Raw genomic sequence first — 21,693 nt, forward strand, 5'->3', positions numbered from 1 at the left:
ACATCTAACAAAATATTCTATGGCTTTAGTGGAAATGGTAATGCCTAAAATGGGCGAAAGTGTAATGGAAGGAACTGTACTTTCCTGGCTTAAGCAAGTAGGCGATACAATAGAAGAGGAAGAATCACTGCTGGAAGTGGCTACTGACAAGGTAGACACGGATATCCCAGCATCTCACGCTGGTGTACTCAAAGAAATCCTGGCGCAAGAAGGAGATGTAGTAGAAGTTGGCAAGCCGATAGCACGAATAGAAACAACAGGTGAAGCGTCCACTGAAGCGCCTAGCTCCACTCCAGACCCTGAAAAAGAACCCGTAAAAGCTGCTGAGCAGTTGGTAGAAAATGCCATATCAACGGTAAGTGATGAGCCTATACCTGCCAAATCCGGCGACAAGTTCTTTTCACCTTTGGTCAGAAATATAGCTAAGGAAGAAGGTGTGACCGTGGCAGAGCTAGAAGCACTGCAAGGATCTGGCAAGGACGGCCGAGTAACCAAAAAAGACATCCTGGCTTATGTAGACCAAAAGAAAAGCGGGACTACTGCCCCATCTACCGCTACTACTAACGGCCAAACAGCGCAGACATCCGTTCCTAAAATGGAAGGAGTACCAGCCACCATCAGTGGTGAAGACGAAATCATTGAGATGGACCGCATGCGTAAAATGATTGCTGATCGCATGTTGGCATCCAAGCAAATATCACCACACGTTACCTCATTTGTGGAGGCGGATGTATCAGAGATGGTACAATGGAGAAACAAAATGAAGGGTGTCTTCAAGGAGCGTGATGGCCAGATACTGACATTTACGCCCATTATGATAGAGGCAGTGGTAAAAGCCATCAAGGACTACCCAATGATCAATGTACAGGTAGATGGCAATCGAATCATTCGTAAAAAACACATCAACATAGGTATGGCGGTGGCTCTACCCACAGGAAACCTCATTGTACCTGTGATCCATGACGCAGACCAGCTCAACCTCGTGGGGCTTACTCAAAAAGTAAATGAGTTGGCTCGAAAAGCCCGAGAAAACAAACTGAAGCCAGACGACCTGCAAGGCGGCACGTATACGGTGTCTAACGTAGGGTCATTTGGAAATGTAATGGGGACTCCCATCATTATGCAACCGCAAGTGGGTATTATGGCATTGGGAGCTATAGTGAAAAAACCTGCTGTAGTAGAAACTCCTCAGGGAGACTTCATCGGCATCCGTCATAAGATGTTCCTGTCGCATAGCTATGATCACCGCGTGGTAGACGGGGCACTTGGCGGCATGTTTGTGAGACGGGTAGCAGACTACCTGGAGCGATTCGACAAAGAACGAACAGTCTGATATCAGACTACCCTAATAAAAGATAGGCATTCGGGCTTCCGAATGCCTTTTTTGTTTCTCTGAAAATCAAAACAAAATGTAGTGCGGAGCCATTATTACCTCAACAAAGCGTTGATTTTCATGAAACATTCCTATCGGTCCATTCTCCTTTTGGTACGCAAAGCCATCACTAAATACATCAAAGACGATCCGATTAGACTTTCGGGTACCACAGCATTTTTTATGTTATTGGCCGTGGCACCCATCGTCATCATAATGACCAACATGGCAGGCATGCTAATAGACCAAAACCTTGTCACCGAAAAAGTACTGGCGCAAACCGAAGCGATGATTGGCCCTCAAGGCCGTGAGTACATACAGATGCTCATAGAAAGCTCAGGCAAATCAAAAGATCAATCACTGGTGAGAAGTCTCGTGGGAATCGGAATCTTTATAGGCATCAGCACCACGCTTTTTCATGTAGTGCAAAACGCCATCAACTACATCTGGCGAGTACGTAGCAAGCCTCAAAACAACCTCTTGCAAACCTTAAAAGACCGAACGCTATCCTTTGGACTGCTGCTAAGCATCGGGCTGATCATGCTCATTACCTTACTATTAGATGCCGGCATCTCCCTGTTAGATGACTACCTAAGCGCTACTTTTCCTACTGCGACGGTCATTCTCATTCGGTCCTTGCATTTGATCGTCTCATTTGGAGTAGCAACTCTTATTTTTGCACTTATTTACAGGTTTTTACCAGATGCTCGAATCAAATGGCACGTCACCTGGATTGGCGCATTGATTACTGCCGCACTTTTTACCATAGGCAAGTTCATCATTGGCGCATTGCTGGGCAGCAGTGGACTCGCTGATCTCTACGGTGCTGCAGGATCAATAGTCATCGTGTTGCTCTGGTTCTTCTATTCGTCCATCATCTTCTATTTTGGTGCCGAAATCACCCAACAGTATGGTGAAATCTATGCCAAGGACATTCAACCTCAAAATCATGCTGTTCGCATAAAGATCACCGAAGTATCTGACCAGTAAGGCTTTAAACATTCGCTTTTCACCTACACTTTAGCTTTCGCTAATTTTTAGATTAATCTAAATTTTGTTTGTGTTAAACCTAATTAATAGATTTGTATTACTTAACCATTTAATTAGGACCACAATAGACGAATGCAATGAAGAAATTCCTATTTTTAATTTGCCTCACCCCGTCAATACTTTGGGCCCAAAACAACATTGAAGGAACAATTAAGGGCACTGATGGCACCATCCCTGGCGCTACTGTACAGCTGCTCAAAACCTCGCATGCCACCATTACCAATGAAAAAGGTGAATTTGCATTCGACAATCTACCCAATGGGGCTTACGAAATGGAGGTTCGCTTTATTGGCTACAAGCCTCATGTAGAAAAGGTGAGCTTGCCCGGCACTACTTCCGTCGAAATAGCACTTCAAGAAAGCACACTTACAATAGATGAAGTGGTGGTAACCGGCACCATGAACCCCACGTTTGTATCGCAATCACCCGTAAAAATAGATGTAGTGACGTCCACACATCTCAACACTTATCTCCCCACAGCTGCCAGCAGTTTGGTAGAAGGTATTTCTCTAGTCAATGGCATACAGGAGGTAACTGCCTGCGGGGTATGTTTCACCAATAGTATTTCTATAAACGGACTTCCTGGCCCTTATACGGCAGTCTTGATGGATGGATCTCCAATTTATGGCAACCTCGCTTCCGTATATGGACTTAATGGCATACCCAGCATGATCATTGATCGATTTGAAGTCATAAAAGGCCCAAGCTCCACTTTATATGGATCAGAAGCGGTAGCGGGAGTTATCAATATCATTACTAAAGACCCTTCCAGACAGCCACTATTCTCCATAGACTTGATGGGTACCTCACACATGGAATCATTTGGAAACCTGGCCTTCGCACCGAAAATCGGAAAACACTCTGGATTTATTGGTGCCAATTTCGCATATATCAACGATTTTGATGATCGCAATGCTGATGGGTTTAGTGACAATGTCAATATGGATCGCATTTCGCTTTTCAGCAAATGGAACATTCACCGAAAATCTGGAAAGCAGTTTACCTTTTCGGCAAAATACTATTACGAAGACCGCAGAAATGGGGTTCAGGAATTTTTGAACGACCGTAACTATCGTCAATTACGCGGCAGCAGCTCGGTATACGGTGAAAGCATCTACACCAACAGGTTTGAAGCATTTGGAACCTACGAACTACCATATATCGCAAACCTCAAACTCGATTTTTCGGCAAGTACCCACAGTCAGGACAGCTATTATGGTGCGGACTACTATCAGGCCTCGCAAAACATCGTGTTTACCAACCTCGTTTGGAACAACACTTTTGGCAACCACCAGGTGATCTCTGGACTAACCAATAGACTACAGACTTATGACGATAATACCGTAGCCACCACTGAGGGGGCTGATCGGCAATATATTCCAGGAGTCTTCGCTCAGGATGAATGGGCTCTCACAGATAGGTTTAGCCTGCTGGGAGGAATACGCCTGGATCATTACAGAGATCATGGACCCATATTGGCACCACGCCTCAATGCCAAGCTCAAAGCTGATAAATGGACTACATTAAGAGCCAACTTTGGTACCGGGTTTCGCATAGTCAATCTGTTTACTGAAGACCATGCCTTCGTCACCGGCCAACGAGAAGTAGTGATCGCCGAAAAACTTAACCCTGAAGAATCCTTCAACTACTCCATGAATATCAACCACGTATACACCCTATGGAATGGACAAGGCATGGTGGATATAGATGCTTATTACACGTATTTTAGCAATAAAATCACACCAAACTACGACCAGCCAGAGCAAATCACCTATGAAAACAGTGACGGACACGCCACTAGTAAAGGGATAGGTATAAATATACAACACCAACTAAACATACCACTGAGCGCCAACCTGGGTATGAACTTTCAGGATGTAAGTGAAACAGAAAACGGCCGGAAGCGTGCCATAGAATTTTCGCCTCGGTGGTCTGGAGTGTTTACCGCCAACTACAATCACCGCCCCTGGAAAACTACAGTAGCTTACACAGCTCGGCTCACAGGGCCTATGGCACTACCCGAAGTGTACGACCTCAATGAGCAAGGCGAGCCACAACCCAACCCCAGACCTACTCTATCTGAGGCTTTTTCCATACACAACCTTCAAGTGCAAAAGGAACTAAATAACGGATTTTCAGTCTATGGAGGCATTCAAAACATCTTCGATTACATACAGCCATGGTCTCCTCTTGTAGGATTCAATGACCCTGGTGCCAACCCTGGATTTAGCGACAACTTCGATACAGCATATGCCTACTCTCCCATCCATGGACGGGAATTTTATCTTGGAATTACCTGGAATATGACTAGAAAATGACCTTTCCGGAGAATCAGGAAGCACAGTTCTGCTAGCTTTGTAATTTATAAAAGCTAATTAATGGGTCGCTGGAAGCATTTTTACATAGTTCGCATTCAATTTTTGGGGTTTCGCTATCATGGCTGGCAAAAGCAACCTGACGTAAAGAGTGTCCATGAAATGGTGGACAAAACCCTTGCTTATGCACTGGAAAACGATGCCTACAAAACCCTTGGGTGTGGGCGTACGGACGCAAAAGTTTCCGCCGAAGATTATGCTTTCGAACTATTCGTAGAGCGCCCTATTGCCGATGATTTTCTAACGGTATTTAATCACAACTTGCCTGCCGACATTCGGGGCCTGTCTGTACAAAAAACGGATGCATCTTTCAACATCATCCAACATACCAAAGTCAAAGAATACCGCTATGGGTTTTCATTTGGCGAAAAACCTCACCCCTTTACAGCGCCGTTCACACAGGCATTTGGCACATACCTCAACCTGGGTAAAATGAGCGAAGCTGCTGCACTGTATGAAGGCACGCATAACTTCCAGCACTTTGTAAAGAAACCAGGTGAAGGTACCATCCTCACAAGGGAAATTCTGCTATCCTCTATTGAACCTAACAACTCCGGTTGGCTAAGCGCATCAGGCGTTAACTCATTCATATACAGAGTAAAGTCGGCTGGATTTATGCGATACCAGGTGAGGCTTATGATGGGTGCGTTGATCCTGGTAGGAAAGGAAGAATGGACGTTAGAAGACTTTCAAAATACACTGCAAGGAGCTCCACCACCTACCACCCTACACCCTGTGCCAGCATCTGGACTCGTCCTGCATAAAATCTGGTTTGAAAACCAATAAACCACCTAACGAAATATAGACCGGCTAGCCGTGTGATCTGCCCGACTGAACGAGAAGCTCATCCACCAACACTACTCAAAACGTAGATTTATAAACAATTCATTAAAAATAGTGATGAAGCTCAAACTGATTATTGCAGGGATTCTATGGTGCAGTGGCACGCTCTTTACTCATGCTCAGGACTGCCTGGCAATACTCGAAGCTGCCAAAGAAGCCCAGGATACTGATATTGTTAAAACATCACAGCTACTTGACCAGCTCGTCGCACTGTTAGACTCCAATTCTTGCGAACTGGATATCGGTTATCCTCAAACATACAACAATGCGGCGCTTATCTACCAGCACCTCGACATTCAGAAGCGTGCACTCTATGCCTTTGAAATGGCCACAAAACTTCAACTCAAGAAGTCTGATAGTCTGGACATTGAGATGCTTCCCTATTACAATCATCTGTTCGATTATTACCGAACCAACAGAAAATATGGCCAGGCCAGCACTTATCTAAATCTGGGTTTTGATGTATTGAATGCTCACACCTGGGAAAATAAGGCCTACCTAAACCACCTGGTAAAAGCTGGGATATTTTTTAAAGAAATGGGCTGGCTAGACCAAAGCCTTGACAAACTCAATGAAGCAAAAAAGCTGGCAGAAAACTCTCAGGTCAGTGACTCAGTAAAAGGCAGTGTTCTGATCGAATCCGGCTCACTGCTCACCCTTATAGGCAACTACTCAGAAGCTGACCGGGACCTCAAAAGAGCCATTTCCATCTTGAGATCCAATCATCCGTTTCTTCATGCGCGTGCGGTGGACCGAATGGGCAAGCTGCTCCTGGAAAATGGTAACCTTCCAGATTCTGAAAGCAACCTACTGAGCAACATTCATTTTAAGAAAATGAATTTTCCCACAGACACACTTTTACTTGTAGAATCTCTCAACAACCTGGGCAATCTATATTTTCGCATCAATGACCTGATCAAGTCCTCAGAATATTTTGAAGAGCTAATAGCCATCGGTGTGAAATACCCAATGGTGCGCCCCTATGGCCTCAACAACCTCGGAGCCATCTATCTCAGACAAGGCCGACTACTCGACGCTGAGCGTTGCTTCAAAGAAGCTGCTGACTACTTTGCATCAAAGTTTGGCACACTACATCAGGACTATGTGAACACCCTTAGCAACCTGGCAGCCACAGAATATCAACGAGGACTTAATGATGTGGCTCTTTCTTTATATACCAGAGTACTGGATTTGGATAAAAACCTCTACGGAAGTAATCACCCCAAGGTAGCTACCAGCATGACCAACCTGGCGCATGTATACGCTGAAATGGGCTATCGCGAAATGGCCCTCAAACTGACCGAACAATCTGCAAAAATCAAACTTAACTCACTGGGGGAACATCATCACGAGTTAGCCAAAAACATGGACGACCTTGGACTCATGCAGCTTTCTCTGGGTGACACCACGGCCGCTCTAATGTCTTTTGACAGTGCGCTGGTGATCAATATCAAACACATCAAAAAAGTATTGCCAGTACTGACAGATGCCCAACGTGCCTTAGCCTTTAAGCAAATCAAGTACAACCTTCGAAGATTTTCGTCATTGGCATTTCAGAAAAACCGACTGAATGGCATTTGGGCAGAAAAAGCCCTTAATCATACCATTAGTACCAAGAGCATATTGTTTTACGCTTCAGACAAAACCCGTCGTGCTTTGGCCGAACTTAATGACCCGATTTTAAATGGGCTGTATTTTTTATGGAGAAGACAAACGGTCAAACTTGCCAAAGTCTACTTAATGACAAAGGCTGAGCGAGAAGCTCAAAACATCTCCATACATGACCTGGAATCAGAATACTACGACATAGAAAAACGCATCGCTCAAAAAATCAACCGCTTCTATGGCAACCGGGCTCAGAAATGGTCTACAAGTTGGCGCGAAATTTCAGGAGTACTTGAAAAGGGACAAGCTGTCGTAGAAATCATCGGCTATCAGCCATACGAATTACGTCTGGATAGCTCTGGAGTGACACAGGGCTTCACTTCCAATACGCGTTATGTTTGCTTTGTCATCAAACCAAATGGGCTTCTGGAAACCATCGACTGGGCTCCTGAAGTGGACTTTGAAAAGGCGTTTAGCTATTACAGAAATACGCTCAAATACAATATCAGTAACAACCAATCTTATGACCTGTTGTGGAAACCAATTGATCAGCACTTAACCGACATAAATCACATTTACTTTGCTGCTGATGGTGCATGGCATGAACTCAACCCACAGGTGCTGTATGATGTCACCAATCAGGAACATGTCATTGACAAATACCAAATAGTACGAATCACAAGTGGTAAAGACCTGACCGAAAGAAGAAAGGATCAGTTTTCAAAAAATGCCCTGATCTTTGGCAATCCAGATTTCAGTGCCCACAGCGAGGCAGATCTGGATGCTCTTCCGGGAGCTGAGAAAGAAGCTTTAGAACTCACCAAAATCATGAAAGCCTGGCAATGGAGGTCACAAGCATTGATCAATAATGAGGCAGATGAACGTACGTTTAAAATTCTAAGCAGTCCCGGAATTATCCATGTAGCGACTCATGGCTTTTTCACACAAGACAACCCTGACCAACCTCTTGTAAATAGTGGTATTTACTTAACGGCCAACAAGAACGAAGATGGAAAGCTTACAGCTTATGAAGCCATGAACATGGATTTGCACGAAACCTTGCTGGTTGTCTTGTCTGCATGTGAAACAGGTCTGGGAGAAGTAGAAAATGGTGAAGGCGTCTATGGACTTCAGAGAGCCATTCTCACGGCAGGCGCAGAAAACCTGGTAATCTCCCTGGTGAAGGTAGACGATGATGCTACGATAGACTTTATGCGATTGTTTTATGGTTTTCTGATGAAAACCGAGGACGTACAAGGGTCGTTTTTTGAAGCACAAAAGGTATTTAGGAAAATCTACACTAACCCCTTCAATTGGGGGGCATTTGTCTTGATATCAAAACATTGACGAACATGTAGCCATGCTCAAGAAGAATGTACATTCTTCTAATTCACACATTATTATCCGGGCAATAACCCTACAGGATAGATGTCATAGTTGCACCCCACCAAAAAATAAGGAAAGGGCAAAAAAAATGCTCCGAAGAAACTTCGGAGCATTTTTACTTACCTCTATTTTTTTCACCTAACCTAACCAATCTTAGAGGCAAGTCATTCACTATGAAAAAACCTGATTCAAAGATGGTGGCTTATCAGGTCTTAGCTAGGACATTCTCGTTCTAAGGATACGTCGCATCGCTGAATGACCTAAATCGCCCGATAACTGGTAGTGTATAAAAAAAATGCTGCTCCCTGACCAGGTCAGAGGCAGCATTTTCCTGATCGTGAATCATCAGACGTTATTCTTTACTAACCTTTATCTGATGGCGGAAGGTTCCCGCTTCATCTGTAAACTCAAGGAAATAAACACCTGTGGTATAGTTCGTCAGATCTATTTTGGCTTGATGTGTCCCCTGCTGATGTGCTAATGGCAGTTCAAATAGCTTGAGTCCACGAGCATCCAACACGTTCATCTTCAAATCATTCAACTTACGATAGACCAGAAAATCAGCGTACAGCACATCCGTTGTAGGGTTAGGGTATAGTACTACGTCCTTGATGTAAGGCTTTAGGCTAAATAGCACCTCCTCAGACTCCACCTGTATCCCATCTTCGGTGATTACCGCACTAATCTGGAAGAGCTGGTTTTCACGATCTCCACCGACTACAAACTCTACTGCCGAGCTGGTATCCATCGGCACTCCAGGGTATTCTATGTAAAGTCTGTAAGTACCCTCCTCAATGTCCGTGAAATTAAACCTTCCTTCATCATCGGACTCCACATATGCATATAGTTCATAAGTACCATCTTCCTGTCCAGATCTGCCTCTACGTACAAACCTCCTCATAGAGCAACCAGCCCTTTTCACCTTACGACGAGCATTTATTCTTGCCTCCTCATCCACCAAAGTATCTGTGATAGTCGTTTCCACGAACCCTTCAAAATCAGCTCCAGTTGGCTCTGGCTCTGGCTCTACATAAAAGATCATTTCAATATCTATCCCTTCTATTTTGCTTCGCACTTCTAGTGTGGTTGCACTGTCGTAGAACTCCGCCTTTTCATAATAAGTAGGAATAGTATTAGGGAATATGGATCTGTCTGGCCTGGTCTGAGCAATAAAATCCCCCAGCACCACATCTTCAAAGGAGTAAAACCCAGCTCCATCCAGAAGGGTGGTGTCCTCTGCCACATACGGACCTTCAGGGGTCTGACGATAGAGAATCACCTCTCCATCTGTCAATAGCGTACCGCTACCATCAGCGTATACCGTACCCGCGATTTCGGTATCTGCCCATATGTTACGGTTACGACTGGTGATGGTCAGCCCGGGAACTTGTGGGTGTGTGATCTCCACGCGATACGTTCCCATCTTAGCATAATCGATATTCTCAATGAAATAACGTCTGGAGTTGGCATTCGGAATATCTACCACATTGTTGTTGAACATTTGACCAGGTATAAATTGCCCGAATTTCCACTGATACTGCAGACCCGTGCCCGACATATTGATACTCACCACATAATCCTGACCGGCAGCCGTGGTGTCATTGATCGTGACATCATACCTGCGCTGAGGAGCATACACGATAGCCTCTCCAAGTCCCACATTGGGTACGATATCTCTAAATGCGAGTCGGTTATTGCTAATATCTACACTTGCTACGCTTGGCCAGTTGGAGATATTGGGGAATGACCTTAAGAAATTGTCTTTTAAGTTTAGTGTCTCCAATCCGCTCAAATCGACAAAAGATAGAGGCACTTTACCATCAAGAATTCTACTTTGATCTCCATCGCTTAGGTCGGTATCGATCACTGCGGGTAATGACAATTCTGTCACACGGTCATTCGTCACTGTTACACCTTCCCAGTCGCTCGTCAGTTCACTTTCCTCCGACCATCCAGAAGGTGCATATTTTACCGCTCTGGTGTCTACGGCTGCTATAAATTCCAACAAGGCCTGTTTGTCTCGCTCCAACGAAGACAACTTGAGGTTAAATGGTCGGGTCACCAACTTCATTCCCGGATATTCCGAATTAGTCACCGTCAGCACATACTCCCCTTGTTGCGGGGTATCTGGATTCGTAATGGTTATGATATCCTCAAATATATCCAGTCCATCTACTGAATCTGCCGGCTCTCCATTCAAAGTCCAACTGTAGGAGTTGAAGGCACCCTCCACTGATCGCACAATCTCAATAAACTGCCCCACCTCATGAAGGCTATCGATACGCATGTAAAGGGAATCTTGAGGGCTTACCAGAAGCCTGCCTGAGGAAATGAGGTAATCGTTACGCTCAAAATCTCCAAAATCAAAGGAATTGTAGCGCGCAAAGATCGTATCCGCAGAATTATCAAACAGATCAGATAGATCCACCAGGTTGTTATGATCCACATTTAGGTAGCGAATGGTGTCCAAATCCGCCAAAGGTGCCAACGAACCTTCTATTTGGTTGTTGGAGATATCTATATACTCTATCCCTGTCAAGCCACTAAGTGCTGCAGGCAATGTTCCTGTAAACTCATTGTTTTGAGCATGAAGCTCCAGCAGCTCGCTTAGCTGACTCAGCTCTGCCGGTAAGCTTTCGGTGAAATGGTTATTGTTTAAGCTCAAGATCCTTAAACTACTCATACCACCCAGACCTGCTGGCAGTGGTCCTTCAAAGTCATTGTGATCCAATCGTAAAATCTGAAGATTGGCCAGAGTACCAATCTCAGCTGGCACAAATCCAATAAACCCATTGTTTTGTATCTCAAACTGCCTCAAGGCAACCAACCCGCTGAATGTTCTGGGAAGTTCACCCTGAAAGTTGTTATTGAAAAGGTCAAGGTTTTCCAGCTTTGCAAGTGTACCTACAGTTGCCGGAATCGTTCCTTCCAGCATGTTGTCATTCATGGAGATGTTTACCAACTCGGTCATGGCTCCCATTTGAGCAGGTAGCGTTCCGGTAAGTTCGTTTCCACTAAGATCCAAAATTTTCAATGCAGAAAGGCTCGTAATGGTATCCGGAATTTGACCCTTGAGCCCATTATCATTCAAAATGAGTGATACCAGACGTCCATCTTTATTGAACACGGTTCCATCCCAGGTGAGTGGAGACTCTACCTTCCAGCCCTGCTGGCGCTCCCAGTTCACACCATCCAGCGAATCATAGAGAATCGCCAATACGGCCGAATCTAGTTCATTTACAGTAGGTCCGCTCGCTTCGGGCACCTCTACCATGGTAAACTGCTGATTAGCGGCCACATCCACCGCGTGGGTAACGAGTCCTGATGGCCACTGTACCGTAATACTATCCGCCTGAATGGCCGACCCTAGTCCAAACTCTGTATCGAGACTGTTTCCACTACTGATACCATTTTGTGTAACCACCGTTTGGTTTTGCCAACTACCATTGGCTTTCACCCATACCCTGGCACCGATACCGTAACTATTCGATTCGATGCCTTTCAGTTTCACTGTGATCCAGTTGTTGCTATTGCCATTGTTTAGATAAACAAAATTATGCCCATCAAAACGCTGGTTAGGTAAAAAGACATCCTGAAAGCCATCGTTATTGATATCTGCCACAGAAATATGAGAGAACCTGTTGGTAATTGGGAATGCTTGCTCATCTTCCATAATCGGCAAAAACCTCAAGTTTCCTTGATTCAATCCCAAATAAGCACGATCCTCAATGGTCCAGATGATATCTAGCCAACCATCGTTATCGTAATCCAGCGTGGTGATTCCTCGTCCGAAAAAGAGGTCCGATTCAGCGCCTTCTGAATTATCATCAGTAAGATCAGTCAGCATAATTAGCTCGTTCACTGGCACAAATCCAAAATCCAGGTTGCCTAGATTCACATAAAGTCCAAGACTACCATTTCGCCATTCACCTGTGATCAAATCCACTTGACCGTCATTATTAAAATCACCCCAGGTATAGCCTCTGCTACCTATTTCAGCATTAGATATCACGTTAGACTCATACATGTATCCGCCTGCCCCATCGTTGATAAAGAGCATATTTTCGGCGTTTGAAGTGATATAAATGTCCTGAAAACCATCATTGTTTACATCCACATTGCTGATGGTCCAAAAGTAATTTTCGTGGGCAGTGAGTGGTCCTAGAGGAGTTTCGAGGGTATCTCCCAGTGCTAATGCTCCCGAGCCATCATTGGTAAAAACAAATCCATTGGAGGTAACCAAATCCAGGTCTCCATCATTTTCGACATCTACCCACACTCCTGCTTCAGATGGGCTCCAGTCGTGCCTGGTATCAGATACGACGGTGTTGGTAATTTCAAAACTTCTACTTCCAGTATTGCGGTACACGCGATCGCCGTAATCCCTGCTACCCGGCACAAACAGGTCTAGAAATCCATCATTATCATAGTCTCCCCAAACAGCAGTTCGGGTAAAGCCAATCTCAGTAGTGGCCACAGTTCCTTTTACTTTAGTGAAAGTTCCATCTCCATTGTTTTCGTACAAAAAGTTAGCAGCTAGCTCAAAAGCATTTGACACATAGAGGTCGTCATCTCCGTCTCGATCAAAATCACCCCATGCACCTCCATAACTAGTACGGGTAATGTCGGTAGTTACTTCGTTTTGTACTGGCTCAAAAATTGGTTGCTGATGCTTCAAACTCACATCAATAGATGGGTAACTCTCACCCTGACTATTGGATGCAATGACCCTGTAGAAATAATTTTGACCATCCAAAGCATTCACATCGTTGTAAAAGAACTCACCCTGACCTACCGTATCAACGGTAGTGAAGACCGTGCCTGAACTGACGCTACGCTGTACAATATAACTTTCTAGAGCACTGCCACCTTCCCAATGAACCTGTACCTGACTGCTGCTTTGCAATTCTGCAATCACTTCCTCAGGTGCATTTGGACGAGACGTACCAAATCCACCCTCCTGCTCTCCAATCACGTAGAGTTTGGATAAACCATGGATCCCATTTCCGTCATCGTGCCAATCTATATACAAAGTATCTGAGGTATATTCCATCCTAAACCTACTTACCATGCTGTGATGTGGGTGTGTCTTAAAGGAGTCACACTTTTGTACAAACTCAGCGCCTTCTTCATGGTAGAAAAACATATCATACCATCCTGCCGTAATGTCACTGATAAAATAACGACCGTATTCTCCCCATTCTACAGGAGCTATGATGATCTCCTCTCGCACACCAGTATAAGTGGAGTCCATATATTGAGCCGAACTCACCCCTTTCCAAACTTTATCATCCGGGAAATTAGGAATACAGTTTCCAGTCTGCAGTACATTCGAATAGGCTGAAGAGATTCCTTGAGAAGAGTATACCGCCTGTGCCCTATAATAATAAGTACCTGGCTGTACTTCATCAAAGTACCATCCTCGATAGTAGATACTGTCTATCACATTGAAGTTGGTACCATCAATACTTCGCTCAATGCGTATGTAGTCTGCAAGTGATGGGTTCATCACTTCGATAAATAGTCCATTCTCATTGATAGAAGTGTATTCATCGGAAAGTACAGGTGGCAATACTCCACTACCTGTATCACCTATTTCTACAGCATCTACTGACCCAGTAGTTACTTGTAACAGTACTTCCCTGACTGCAAATGAAGTTTTAGTGAAGGTGATTTCATTGTCGTAATAATAGATTTCTCGACCAATATTAAATGAAGCCTCCTCACCCCCTGCTCCTTTCAGAATCATCTGCCATACGAACAGCTCGTTTGCGGAGTGCAACCTCACATAGTTAATCGGAATAGGATCATTGTCATAAAACAGCCTCAGCGTATCCATAGCTGGCTCTGAGCCGTTTCTCCACCAGTTGGTAGTAGCCCACCACGGCCACACATTCGGTGGTAGATCAGGCAAGCCTACAGCGCCAGTCATGCTTCCTGCCGTTCCTGGCGGTATTTGAGCAGACTCCTGACGCGTAGCAAACCGATGAGCATGAGGAGTCACTACGGCATGATTACTCAAAAATTCCTGATCACCATATCGATAGTTCGGATTTCGTACGGCTACTAAATAGCTTGTCTGATCAAAATCTTCGGTAATCTCGAACGTGAGCAAAGAATCAGTTCCTGTGTAGGCTATCTCGAAGAAGTACGGGTTAAATTGATGGCTATACTTATCCTTTTTGTACCAATAAAACTCATCATCCGGATGGAGCCGCTCTGCATGCAGTGTGACTGTATCTCCAATATTTGCACTACCTGTCCATGTCAGTAGACGTGTCGGTGACTGCAAGCCGAATCCCTGATTATTCTGCACTTCGTTACCAAGGGTGTTCAGCAACTCCTCAAAGGTGAAATTATTGAACGTTAAATCCACTCCTGAATAGCGGATGGCATTGATAATGCTATCAGGCAAGTCGTCAAATCTGTTGTAAGAGATATTGAACCATCCGAAATCATTATTGGCTAGACCCGCAGGAATACTGCCCTCAAACTGGTTGCCATGAATACTCAGACTGGTCAAAGCAGAGAGGTTTCCAAACTCGGCTGGCAGTTGCCCATATAGCTGGTTGTAACTCAGATCCAGACTACCCAGGTTCACAAGGTTTGCTATGGAAGCATCAATCTCGCCTTCCAAATGGTTATTATCAAGGTACAGCCCATACAGTGTGGACAAACCAAATATGGCAGGATCTAAAGTTCCGGTAAATCCTGCCCCTGACAGGTTCAAAAATTCAAGGTCAGGTAGAGCCGCCAGCTCTGCTGCTGGTAATGGCACTGACGTGTATCCATGATAATCCAGCCCAACAATTCTACCTCCATAGGCAAATACGCCCTCCCAACTTTCTACAGGACCCTCGCCCCAGCCATATGGCAAATAGGAATTAGGATCTGCCTCAAGTGCCTGATAGAATGCATAGAGTGCTGTAGAGTCGGCACTAGGAATAGATTCTACAACCTGGAAATTGATAGGATTGAGGTCTAGATTTATCCCTAACCAGTCACTAATAATGTCATGTCTTACATATGCCTCAATATATGCATCCGACTCTGGGTTGGTAACGTTTGGCAAAACCAGCTGATTGGTAGTCACTGAATCTATCCAGTTTCCATTGACATACCATTCTATATAGGAAGCCGAATCCAACTGCACGTCCATGGTGATCGTCACCGTATCTCCTACCGAAGCTGTGAGCAGTCCACCAGAACCAAAAGACTTCATACCCCAGGCATGCAGATTGATAAGCCCATTTTGCCACATCTCGAAGAATGGGCCCAAGTCTACAAAGTCAAGATAGTTGTCACCCAGAGAAACCGTGGACAGCTTCGGCAAATCAAGTATACTTGAAACATCAGTTAGCTCATTGCCATAGACATAAATACGCTCGATAGATTCTGGGAGTGCCGGCAAAACACCAGACAGCATATTGCCTCCAAGATGTAAGTGAATTAATGAATCAGGAAGATTAGCAATGCTGGAAATTTGGTTAAATCCGAGATGCAAAGTCCGAAGGCTGTCCAGGCTGGCAATCTCCGTAGGAATTTCGGTAAGGCTCAGGCTGTTCATAGACAGGGTACGCAAATTCGAATATTGCCATACAAATGACGGCACCTGACCCTGATAATTTGGATTGGCTCCGATGTTTAACGCTTCCAAATTATCATTGAGCGGCAATGCGCTGAGATCCATTGGACTGCCGTAAGCATAAAAACCAGTAAAACTTGTAGTCGGAAGATTTTCGATTCCCCCTGTGAAAGCTGTGCTGCCAATATTGAGAAATTTCAAGCTGTCTAGCGTGGACATGGCCACTGGCAGATTACCTGTCATATTTGGGTTGTCTGACAGCCAAAGCGCTCTTAAGTCCTGCAATTGTCCGATTTCTTCCGGCACTGAGCCCTGGAAGTTAGTCGAATACAGCCCCAACGCCTGAAGCTTGGTAGCATTAAAAAGTTCTTGGGGTATTCTCCCTGAAAACGGATTTCTACCAAGATAGATTGAATCTAAAACATCCATCTGTCCGATAGCCGGCGAAAGGCGCTCCAGACCTGTGTTGTCCAAATCCATGTAATGAAGCTTTGGAAGGCCATACAGCTCTCCTGGCAAATAACCAATCTCGGGGTTGTTCCAAAGTGAAAGCCATTCCAACCCATCCAGATCACCAATAACTGGGGGGATACCCCCAACCAGGTTTTTATTAAATAAATCCAGCTTATAAACGCGTGTATCTTTCAAGTGAACGCCCTCCCACATCACTACAGGAGTGGTCAGCCAGTTTTGTGCTTCATTCCAATAAGGACCATCTGTAGCATCATAGATTTCCACCAAAGCCAACGAATCCTGGACCGAAACAGGCGCCGAAAACCATACATCAAAATTGCCCGAGTAGATATGCAGTCCTGTAACGCTTGAAACCGAATCGTTCCATATCACACACCAGAAGGTACCCGCAGAATCTATATCCACGGATTCTATAACCAACTGACCATCATTTGCCCCTTCCAGGTAATTCCCGTTTTGGTACCACTGATAATTATTGGCTGAACCACCGATCGACGCATCCAGCGTCACCGTAGCACCAATAGTGGTTTGAATAAAATCTCCACCAATCGGATACTGAGGATCAACCTGAAAATCATAAGCCGGTGTTTGCATCAGCGGCTCCAGATCACCAAAATTTAGCGCATTCTCAAAAGCTCTAAACGTCTCCAGCTGATACAATCCACTCCAGTCTGGCAAGCCAGTGAAGTGATTGTTCTCGATACCGATATGTCTTAGTTGCGTAAGGTTCGCCAAAGAAGCAGGGATATCTCCCTCAAACTGGTTGTTGTCCAGATAGATACTCTGAAGGTTTATCAGGTTGCCAAGCGTGTCTGGCAAAGTACCCGAAAGCAGGTTACTCCCTACCCCCAACGACAACAGTAGCTCCAGCTGCCCAAAAGACTCGGGAATGGTGCCCGTAAATGAATTGCCATATATATGGATCTCCCGTAGGTTTAGGTTATCCCCCAAAGCTTCTGGGATAGGCCCTTCAAAGTTGTTGTTGCCTGCGTGAAAATATTCCAGCATTGGCAGATTGCCTAAACTTCCGCTAATGCTACTGAAAAAATTATCATGAAGGGACAGCCACATCAAACTAGAACTACCAGTACCTACCGAAAACTCACCCGATAGTTGATTTTCTCCGACATCTACTCTAGTCAACATAGGCAGCTCTAAGACTGCAGGGTCAATACTAGTAAACTGATTGTTTTCCAGGCTCAGGTTGTAAAGTTTTTGACAGTTGGCTAATTCTGCCGGAATGTCCCCTTCGAGCATATTTCTACCTGCTGCCAGCGACTCCAGGTTTGTAAGACTCCCTACTCCTGTGAGTGTCCCGAAAATATTATTATTCCAAAAATCAATGTGTCTTAGACTGTCCGACACCAAAAGCTGAGAAAATGGAGCAGAAATCCCACAATCCCAGAAATACAGCCCCTCCAACTTAGTGTAGACTGAAAGATCTGGAAATGACGATAACATGTTCCCTGAAACATTCAATTCCACCAGTTCAGTAAGATTGGACAATTCCGCAGGCAATTCTACCAAGTCATTGTATTCCACGTTTAGCCATTTCAGCTTGGTAAGCTGACCAAACTCAGTAGGAATAAACGAAATGTAATTTCCACCTAACCCGAGAGATTCCAACGCACTTAAATTCCCAATTTCGGCAGGAACACTTGACAATTCATTGCCCCATAGTTGCAACATGCGGAGGGAATCCAAATTCTGAATCTCAAATGAAATATCAGAAAGGCTATTGCCCCCCAAATCCAGATACCTTAATTGTGAAAGTCCCCAAAAATCTACGGGCAACTCATAAATACCATCAGAAATAAAATTTCCAAAATCATCAATTTCGCGGTTCCACAAGTGAAACCCGGTCATGTCTGACATCATCCCAATTGATGCAGGTACAAAGTCTATGAAGTTACCTCCCAGATCAAATGTGGTAACCTTGGAAAGGTTGCCGATACTATCAGGAATCGCACCAGTGATCATATTATAACCCATGTGGAGGTTCCGCACAGAATCCAGATCACAGAGCTCAGGTGGCAGCATTCCGTTTAGGTTGTTATCGCTGAGATGCAAACTGGTGACGTGATACACATTGCCAAACGTAGTATCGTTAATTTGGTAAACGTATGGTGTCAAATCCACTCCATACCAGGTATTGACAGGCCCTGTTTTCCAGCCTGAATTGTCATTCCAAAAATCACCATCAAGGGCATCATATATAGCTACCAGTGCCAGCGAATCATCATACGACATACTATCTCCTGCAGCCAACATATACGTGGGTTGCTCCCACGACTGAGCCTTGATCGTGGCGATACGTTCCTGTCGTGCCCGCTCTTCTACAGGCTGACGCACCTGCTCAGGCTGATTCGATAGCGTTTTATAGTCAATAGGTGGATGCTCCACCTTTTTCTCGGTACGCTTCACGGAAGCAAATTCCTTACCGTCTACGGCGTGCAAGCCTGAAATAGCTGCTTCTTGTTCTTTTAAGTTTTGCTCATGAACATTAATCTTATGTCGGTAGAGCTCCTCCATTTCCCGATACTCCGGCGCGATTTCTTCCGTTTTGGCCGGAGTGTCCTGAGACTCGGCCTTGAGCTGGCCTACTTTGGATGGCTGCTGAGCCTGCCGGATAGTAGGGTCAATTTCATGTCTATCGTAAAAGTCCTGGATCATCTGCTCAAACGTGGGAGCAGTTGATTCCTTCTTTTTTGCCGCCTGCTTTTCGATGAGAGCTGAAGCAGTAGTCGATGCTTTAGGCTCGCTCGTTTCTTCTATTGTCTCACCTTTTAGGGGTATTTGATAAGCTTCGGGGCGTTTAACTTCTTGTTTTTCATACTTTTAGGGCAGGTTTTGGGCATTTACGCAAAGCACTCCCAAGGTCAACATTGTTAGGATGGCATTTCTCATAATATGGCAGAATTGGTGATAATGATGTAGCAATATACCGAAATCAGGTACCCCTACAAATACCTAATTATCGGTAAATCAACTTCTTACACAACGACACCCCACTTCGCCTTTCTACTTTATCTTTGCCAGAAAAGATTCCATTGAAAGATTTACACGGCCAAGCCATCCGGGATTACTACCGCAATCAAACCACCCACCCCTTAGTATTGCACAACTCTTATGACGATCCGGAGGAAATGTCTGTGGAAGTATTTTTCAGAGAAGAAGAAGATCTGAGCGTACTGGAACACCTCGCGCTGATCGAAGCAAAGGGAAGCGTCCTCGACCTGGGTGCAGGAGCAGGTGCCCATGCGCTAATCCTGGAGTCTCGAGGCTTTGATGTCACCGCCCTGGAAAACTCCCCAGGCTGTATAGAGGTGATGAAGCAATCAGGAGTGACCAAAGTAATCGACCAAAACTATCAGGAACACTCAGCCACCTACGATACCGTGTTGGTACTCATGAATGGTCTGGGGCTAGCGGGTACACTACAAGGACTCACACCATTTTTACGCAAGTGTAAGTCACTGCTACGGCCGGGTGGTCAGCTGCTGATCGATTCATCAGACATCAGCTATTTGTATGAATGTGGTGTAGATCGACCCAAAGGGTATTACGGTGAAGTACGGTATTGCTACGAATACAAAGGCGAAATGGGCGAATGGTTTGACTGGCTCTATGTAGATCAGAAGACACTCGCTACCTATGTGCGCCAGGCAGGTATGCAACTCGAGATTCTTCACACGGAAGAAACCGACCAGTATCTAGCTCGAATTACCCTGTAAAAAAAGAGGTCACTCGACGAGTGACCTCCAGGTAAACGTCGTGAGTAAATACTTATTTAATCTCCACAGAGAAATCATTGTATCCATAGCCCTGCAGATCATTCCAACTCCAAAAAGCATAGTTGATGTGATCTCCAGAGTGAAAATCCTCTCCATCGGCATCTTGCTCAGGGACGGTAATGGTCAGCGAAACTGCTTCGCTCCCAGCTCCAAAACTCATAGACTCGAGTAGCTTGTAATCTGCATCATCATCGGAGCTGAGTCCAAACGGTGTGCTCGTACTATACAAGTATTCGCTTACTTGTAGACTCGCCTCGTCTGCGCCCTTTCCGGTTATCAGTGTGGCGGAAACCGTCAACACATCGCCCGGATCTACCATCACATAGCGCCAATGCGAAAGACTGTCCCTCGAAATGGCCACCCCATTGATTTTCAGATCTGTCACTCGAGCAGTTTTGGCAAAAGCCTCCTCATGCTCACGCAACACCGCATTGTCGTCATTGCCGGTCACGCAGCTGGTAGCCAATGTAAGCAGCACCGCCGCTAGTATGTAGAATAGTTTATGATTCGTTTTCATTGCTTTGTCCAGGTTATGGGTCCAAAATTTCCACAGCAGCCGATGAATACCGTCCATTCAAACCCTGTTAGGGTTAGGTTGGCATAGGTACCGTCCGCAGTGGTGTTTACATTACCGAAAGGTCCAGGTTGATCGGGCATAATCAGCGCATTTCCGCCATTGTGAGCGAAAGTGGCCACTATGCCATTGCCGCTACCCAGGATATCCGTCACACGGTACCATCCCGGCGCTACCTGGGTCACGGGCTTTGGAGTAGGTGCACTGCTAAAACCCGTACCCAAATAAGATCCCGATAGATCTGTAGTGGTTACATCCTCGGAAGTCACGTTTACAAACCGGCTGGCCGTCACGGTACTTTCCTGATCCAGCGAATTGATCGTGGTAATGCTATAAACCACCGGATATACGCCTGCGGTGTTCACATCCACATTGCCCGAGACCACTACCTGATCTGACACGTCTTCTGATCCCAGAGTAGCCACTACACCCGGATCATCATAGCTACTAATCGTACCCGCCTCAAACGTCACATATTGTTCCCCATTCAGGGTAATGCTTGGAAAGAGTATTTCGCCCGTCTGTACCTTAAGCGTAGTTTCAGGAGCTTCGAAATACTCACATGAGACTCCTAAACAGGCCGTTACCACTAGCAGCAACAACCGTATTGTATATGTTTTTAAATGTTTCATATG

The 21,693-nt window shown here is 45.1% G+C and carries 9 protein-coding genes; 6 read left to right on the top strand and 3 right to left on the bottom strand.

Annotated features, from left to right (window positions below; translation table 11 throughout):
* Positions 1-19 precede the first annotated feature (19 nt).
* The 5 genes from C7460_RS03105 to C7460_RS03125 all read left to right on the top strand — a co-directional run bounded on the left by C7460_RS03105 (position 20) and on the right by C7460_RS03125 (position 8,592).
* Positions 20-1,333 carry a dihydrolipoamide acetyltransferase family protein gene (locus tag C7460_RS03105; RefSeq protein WP_115866617.1) on the top strand — a complete coding sequence of 438 codons (1,314 nt, stop codon included), beginning with the start codon at positions 20-22 and terminating at the stop codon, positions 1,331-1,333.
* A gap of 120 nt (positions 1,334-1,453) precedes the next feature.
* Positions 1,454-2,362 carry a YihY/virulence factor BrkB family protein gene (locus C7460_RS03110; RefSeq protein ID WP_115866618.1) on the top strand — a complete coding sequence of 303 codons (909 nt, stop codon included), beginning with the start codon at positions 1,454-1,456 and terminating at the stop codon, positions 2,360-2,362.
* A gap of 137 nt (positions 2,363-2,499) precedes the next feature.
* On the top strand, positions 2,500-4,740 hold the full coding sequence (locus C7460_RS03115; RefSeq protein ID WP_115866619.1) for a TonB-dependent receptor: 2,241 nt from the start codon (positions 2,500-2,502) through the stop codon (positions 4,738-4,740).
* Between the two features lie 60 nt (positions 4,741-4,800).
* On the top strand, positions 4,801-5,583 hold the full coding sequence (locus tag C7460_RS03120) for a tRNA pseudouridine synthase A (protein WP_115866620.1): 783 nt from the start codon (positions 4,801-4,803) through the stop codon (positions 5,581-5,583).
* A 114-nt stretch (positions 5,584-5,697) separates the two neighbouring features.
* The gene (locus tag C7460_RS03125) at positions 5,698-8,592 is read left to right on the top strand and encodes a CHAT domain-containing protein (protein ID WP_115866621.1); all 2,895 of its coding nucleotides are present in this window, start codon (positions 5,698-5,700) and stop codon (positions 8,590-8,592) included.
* Positions 8,593-8,983: 391 nt separating this feature from the next.
* Here the strand turns inward: C7460_RS03125 and C7460_RS03130 are convergent, their stop codons facing one another.
* A complete protein-coding gene (locus C7460_RS03130; RefSeq protein ID WP_115866622.1) occupies positions 8,984-19,363 on the bottom strand; it encodes a leucine-rich repeat domain-containing protein in 10,380 nt (3,459 codons plus the stop codon).
* A 377-nt stretch (positions 19,364-19,740) separates the two neighbouring features.
* On the opposite strand from C7460_RS03130, the gene C7460_RS03135 reads away from it, so the two are divergent.
* Positions 19,741-20,424, top strand: coding sequence for a class I SAM-dependent methyltransferase (locus tag C7460_RS03135; RefSeq protein ID WP_245986166.1), 684 nt, complete (start codon positions 19,741-19,743; stop codon positions 20,422-20,424).
* A 52-nt stretch (positions 20,425-20,476) separates the two neighbouring features.
* Here the strand turns inward: C7460_RS03135 and C7460_RS03140 are convergent, their stop codons facing one another.
* Both C7460_RS03140 and C7460_RS03145 read right to left on the bottom strand, forming a co-directional pair.
* On the bottom strand, positions 20,477-21,001 hold the full coding sequence (locus C7460_RS03140) for a hypothetical protein (protein WP_115866623.1): 525 nt from the start codon (positions 20,999-21,001) through the stop codon (positions 20,477-20,479).
* Positions 20,998-21,690 (bottom strand): immunoglobulin-like domain-containing protein, encoded by a 693-nt coding sequence (locus C7460_RS03145; RefSeq protein ID WP_115866624.1) that lies wholly within the window; start codon positions 21,688-21,690, stop codon positions 20,998-21,000. The genes C7460_RS03140 and C7460_RS03145 overlap by 4 nt, the downstream gene beginning before the upstream one ends.
* Between the last annotated feature and the right edge of the window lie 3 nt (positions 21,691-21,693).

This window comes from Marinoscillum furvescens DSM 4134 (assembly GCF_003386095.1).
Classification (GTDB): domain Bacteria; phylum Bacteroidota; class Bacteroidia; order Cytophagales; family Cyclobacteriaceae; genus Marinoscillum; species Marinoscillum furvescens.

Coding starts and splice junctions, on each gene's coding strand:
- C7460_RS03105 (WP_115866617.1), top strand. CDS start 20: ATGGCTTTAGTGGAAATGGTAATGCCTAAAATGGGCGAAAGTGTAATG.
- C7460_RS03110 (WP_115866618.1), top strand. CDS start 1,454: ATGAAACATTCCTATCGGTCCATTCTCCTTTTGGTACGCAAAGCCATC.
- C7460_RS03115 (WP_115866619.1), top strand. CDS start 2,500: ATGAAGAAATTCCTATTTTTAATTTGCCTCACCCCGTCAATACTTTGG.
- C7460_RS03120 (WP_115866620.1), top strand. CDS start 4,801: ATGGGTCGCTGGAAGCATTTTTACATAGTTCGCATTCAATTTTTGGGG.
- C7460_RS03125 (WP_115866621.1), top strand. CDS start 5,698: ATGAAGCTCAAACTGATTATTGCAGGGATTCTATGGTGCAGTGGCACG.
- C7460_RS03130 (WP_115866622.1), bottom strand. CDS start 19,363: ATGATCCAGGACTTTTACGATAGACATGAAATTGACCCTACTATCCGG.
- C7460_RS03140 (WP_115866623.1), bottom strand. CDS start 21,001: ATGAAAACGAATCATAAACTATTCTACATACTAGCGGCGGTGCTGCTT.
- C7460_RS03145 (WP_115866624.1), bottom strand. CDS start 21,690: ATGAAACATTTAAAAACATATACAATACGGTTGTTGCTGCTAGTGGTA.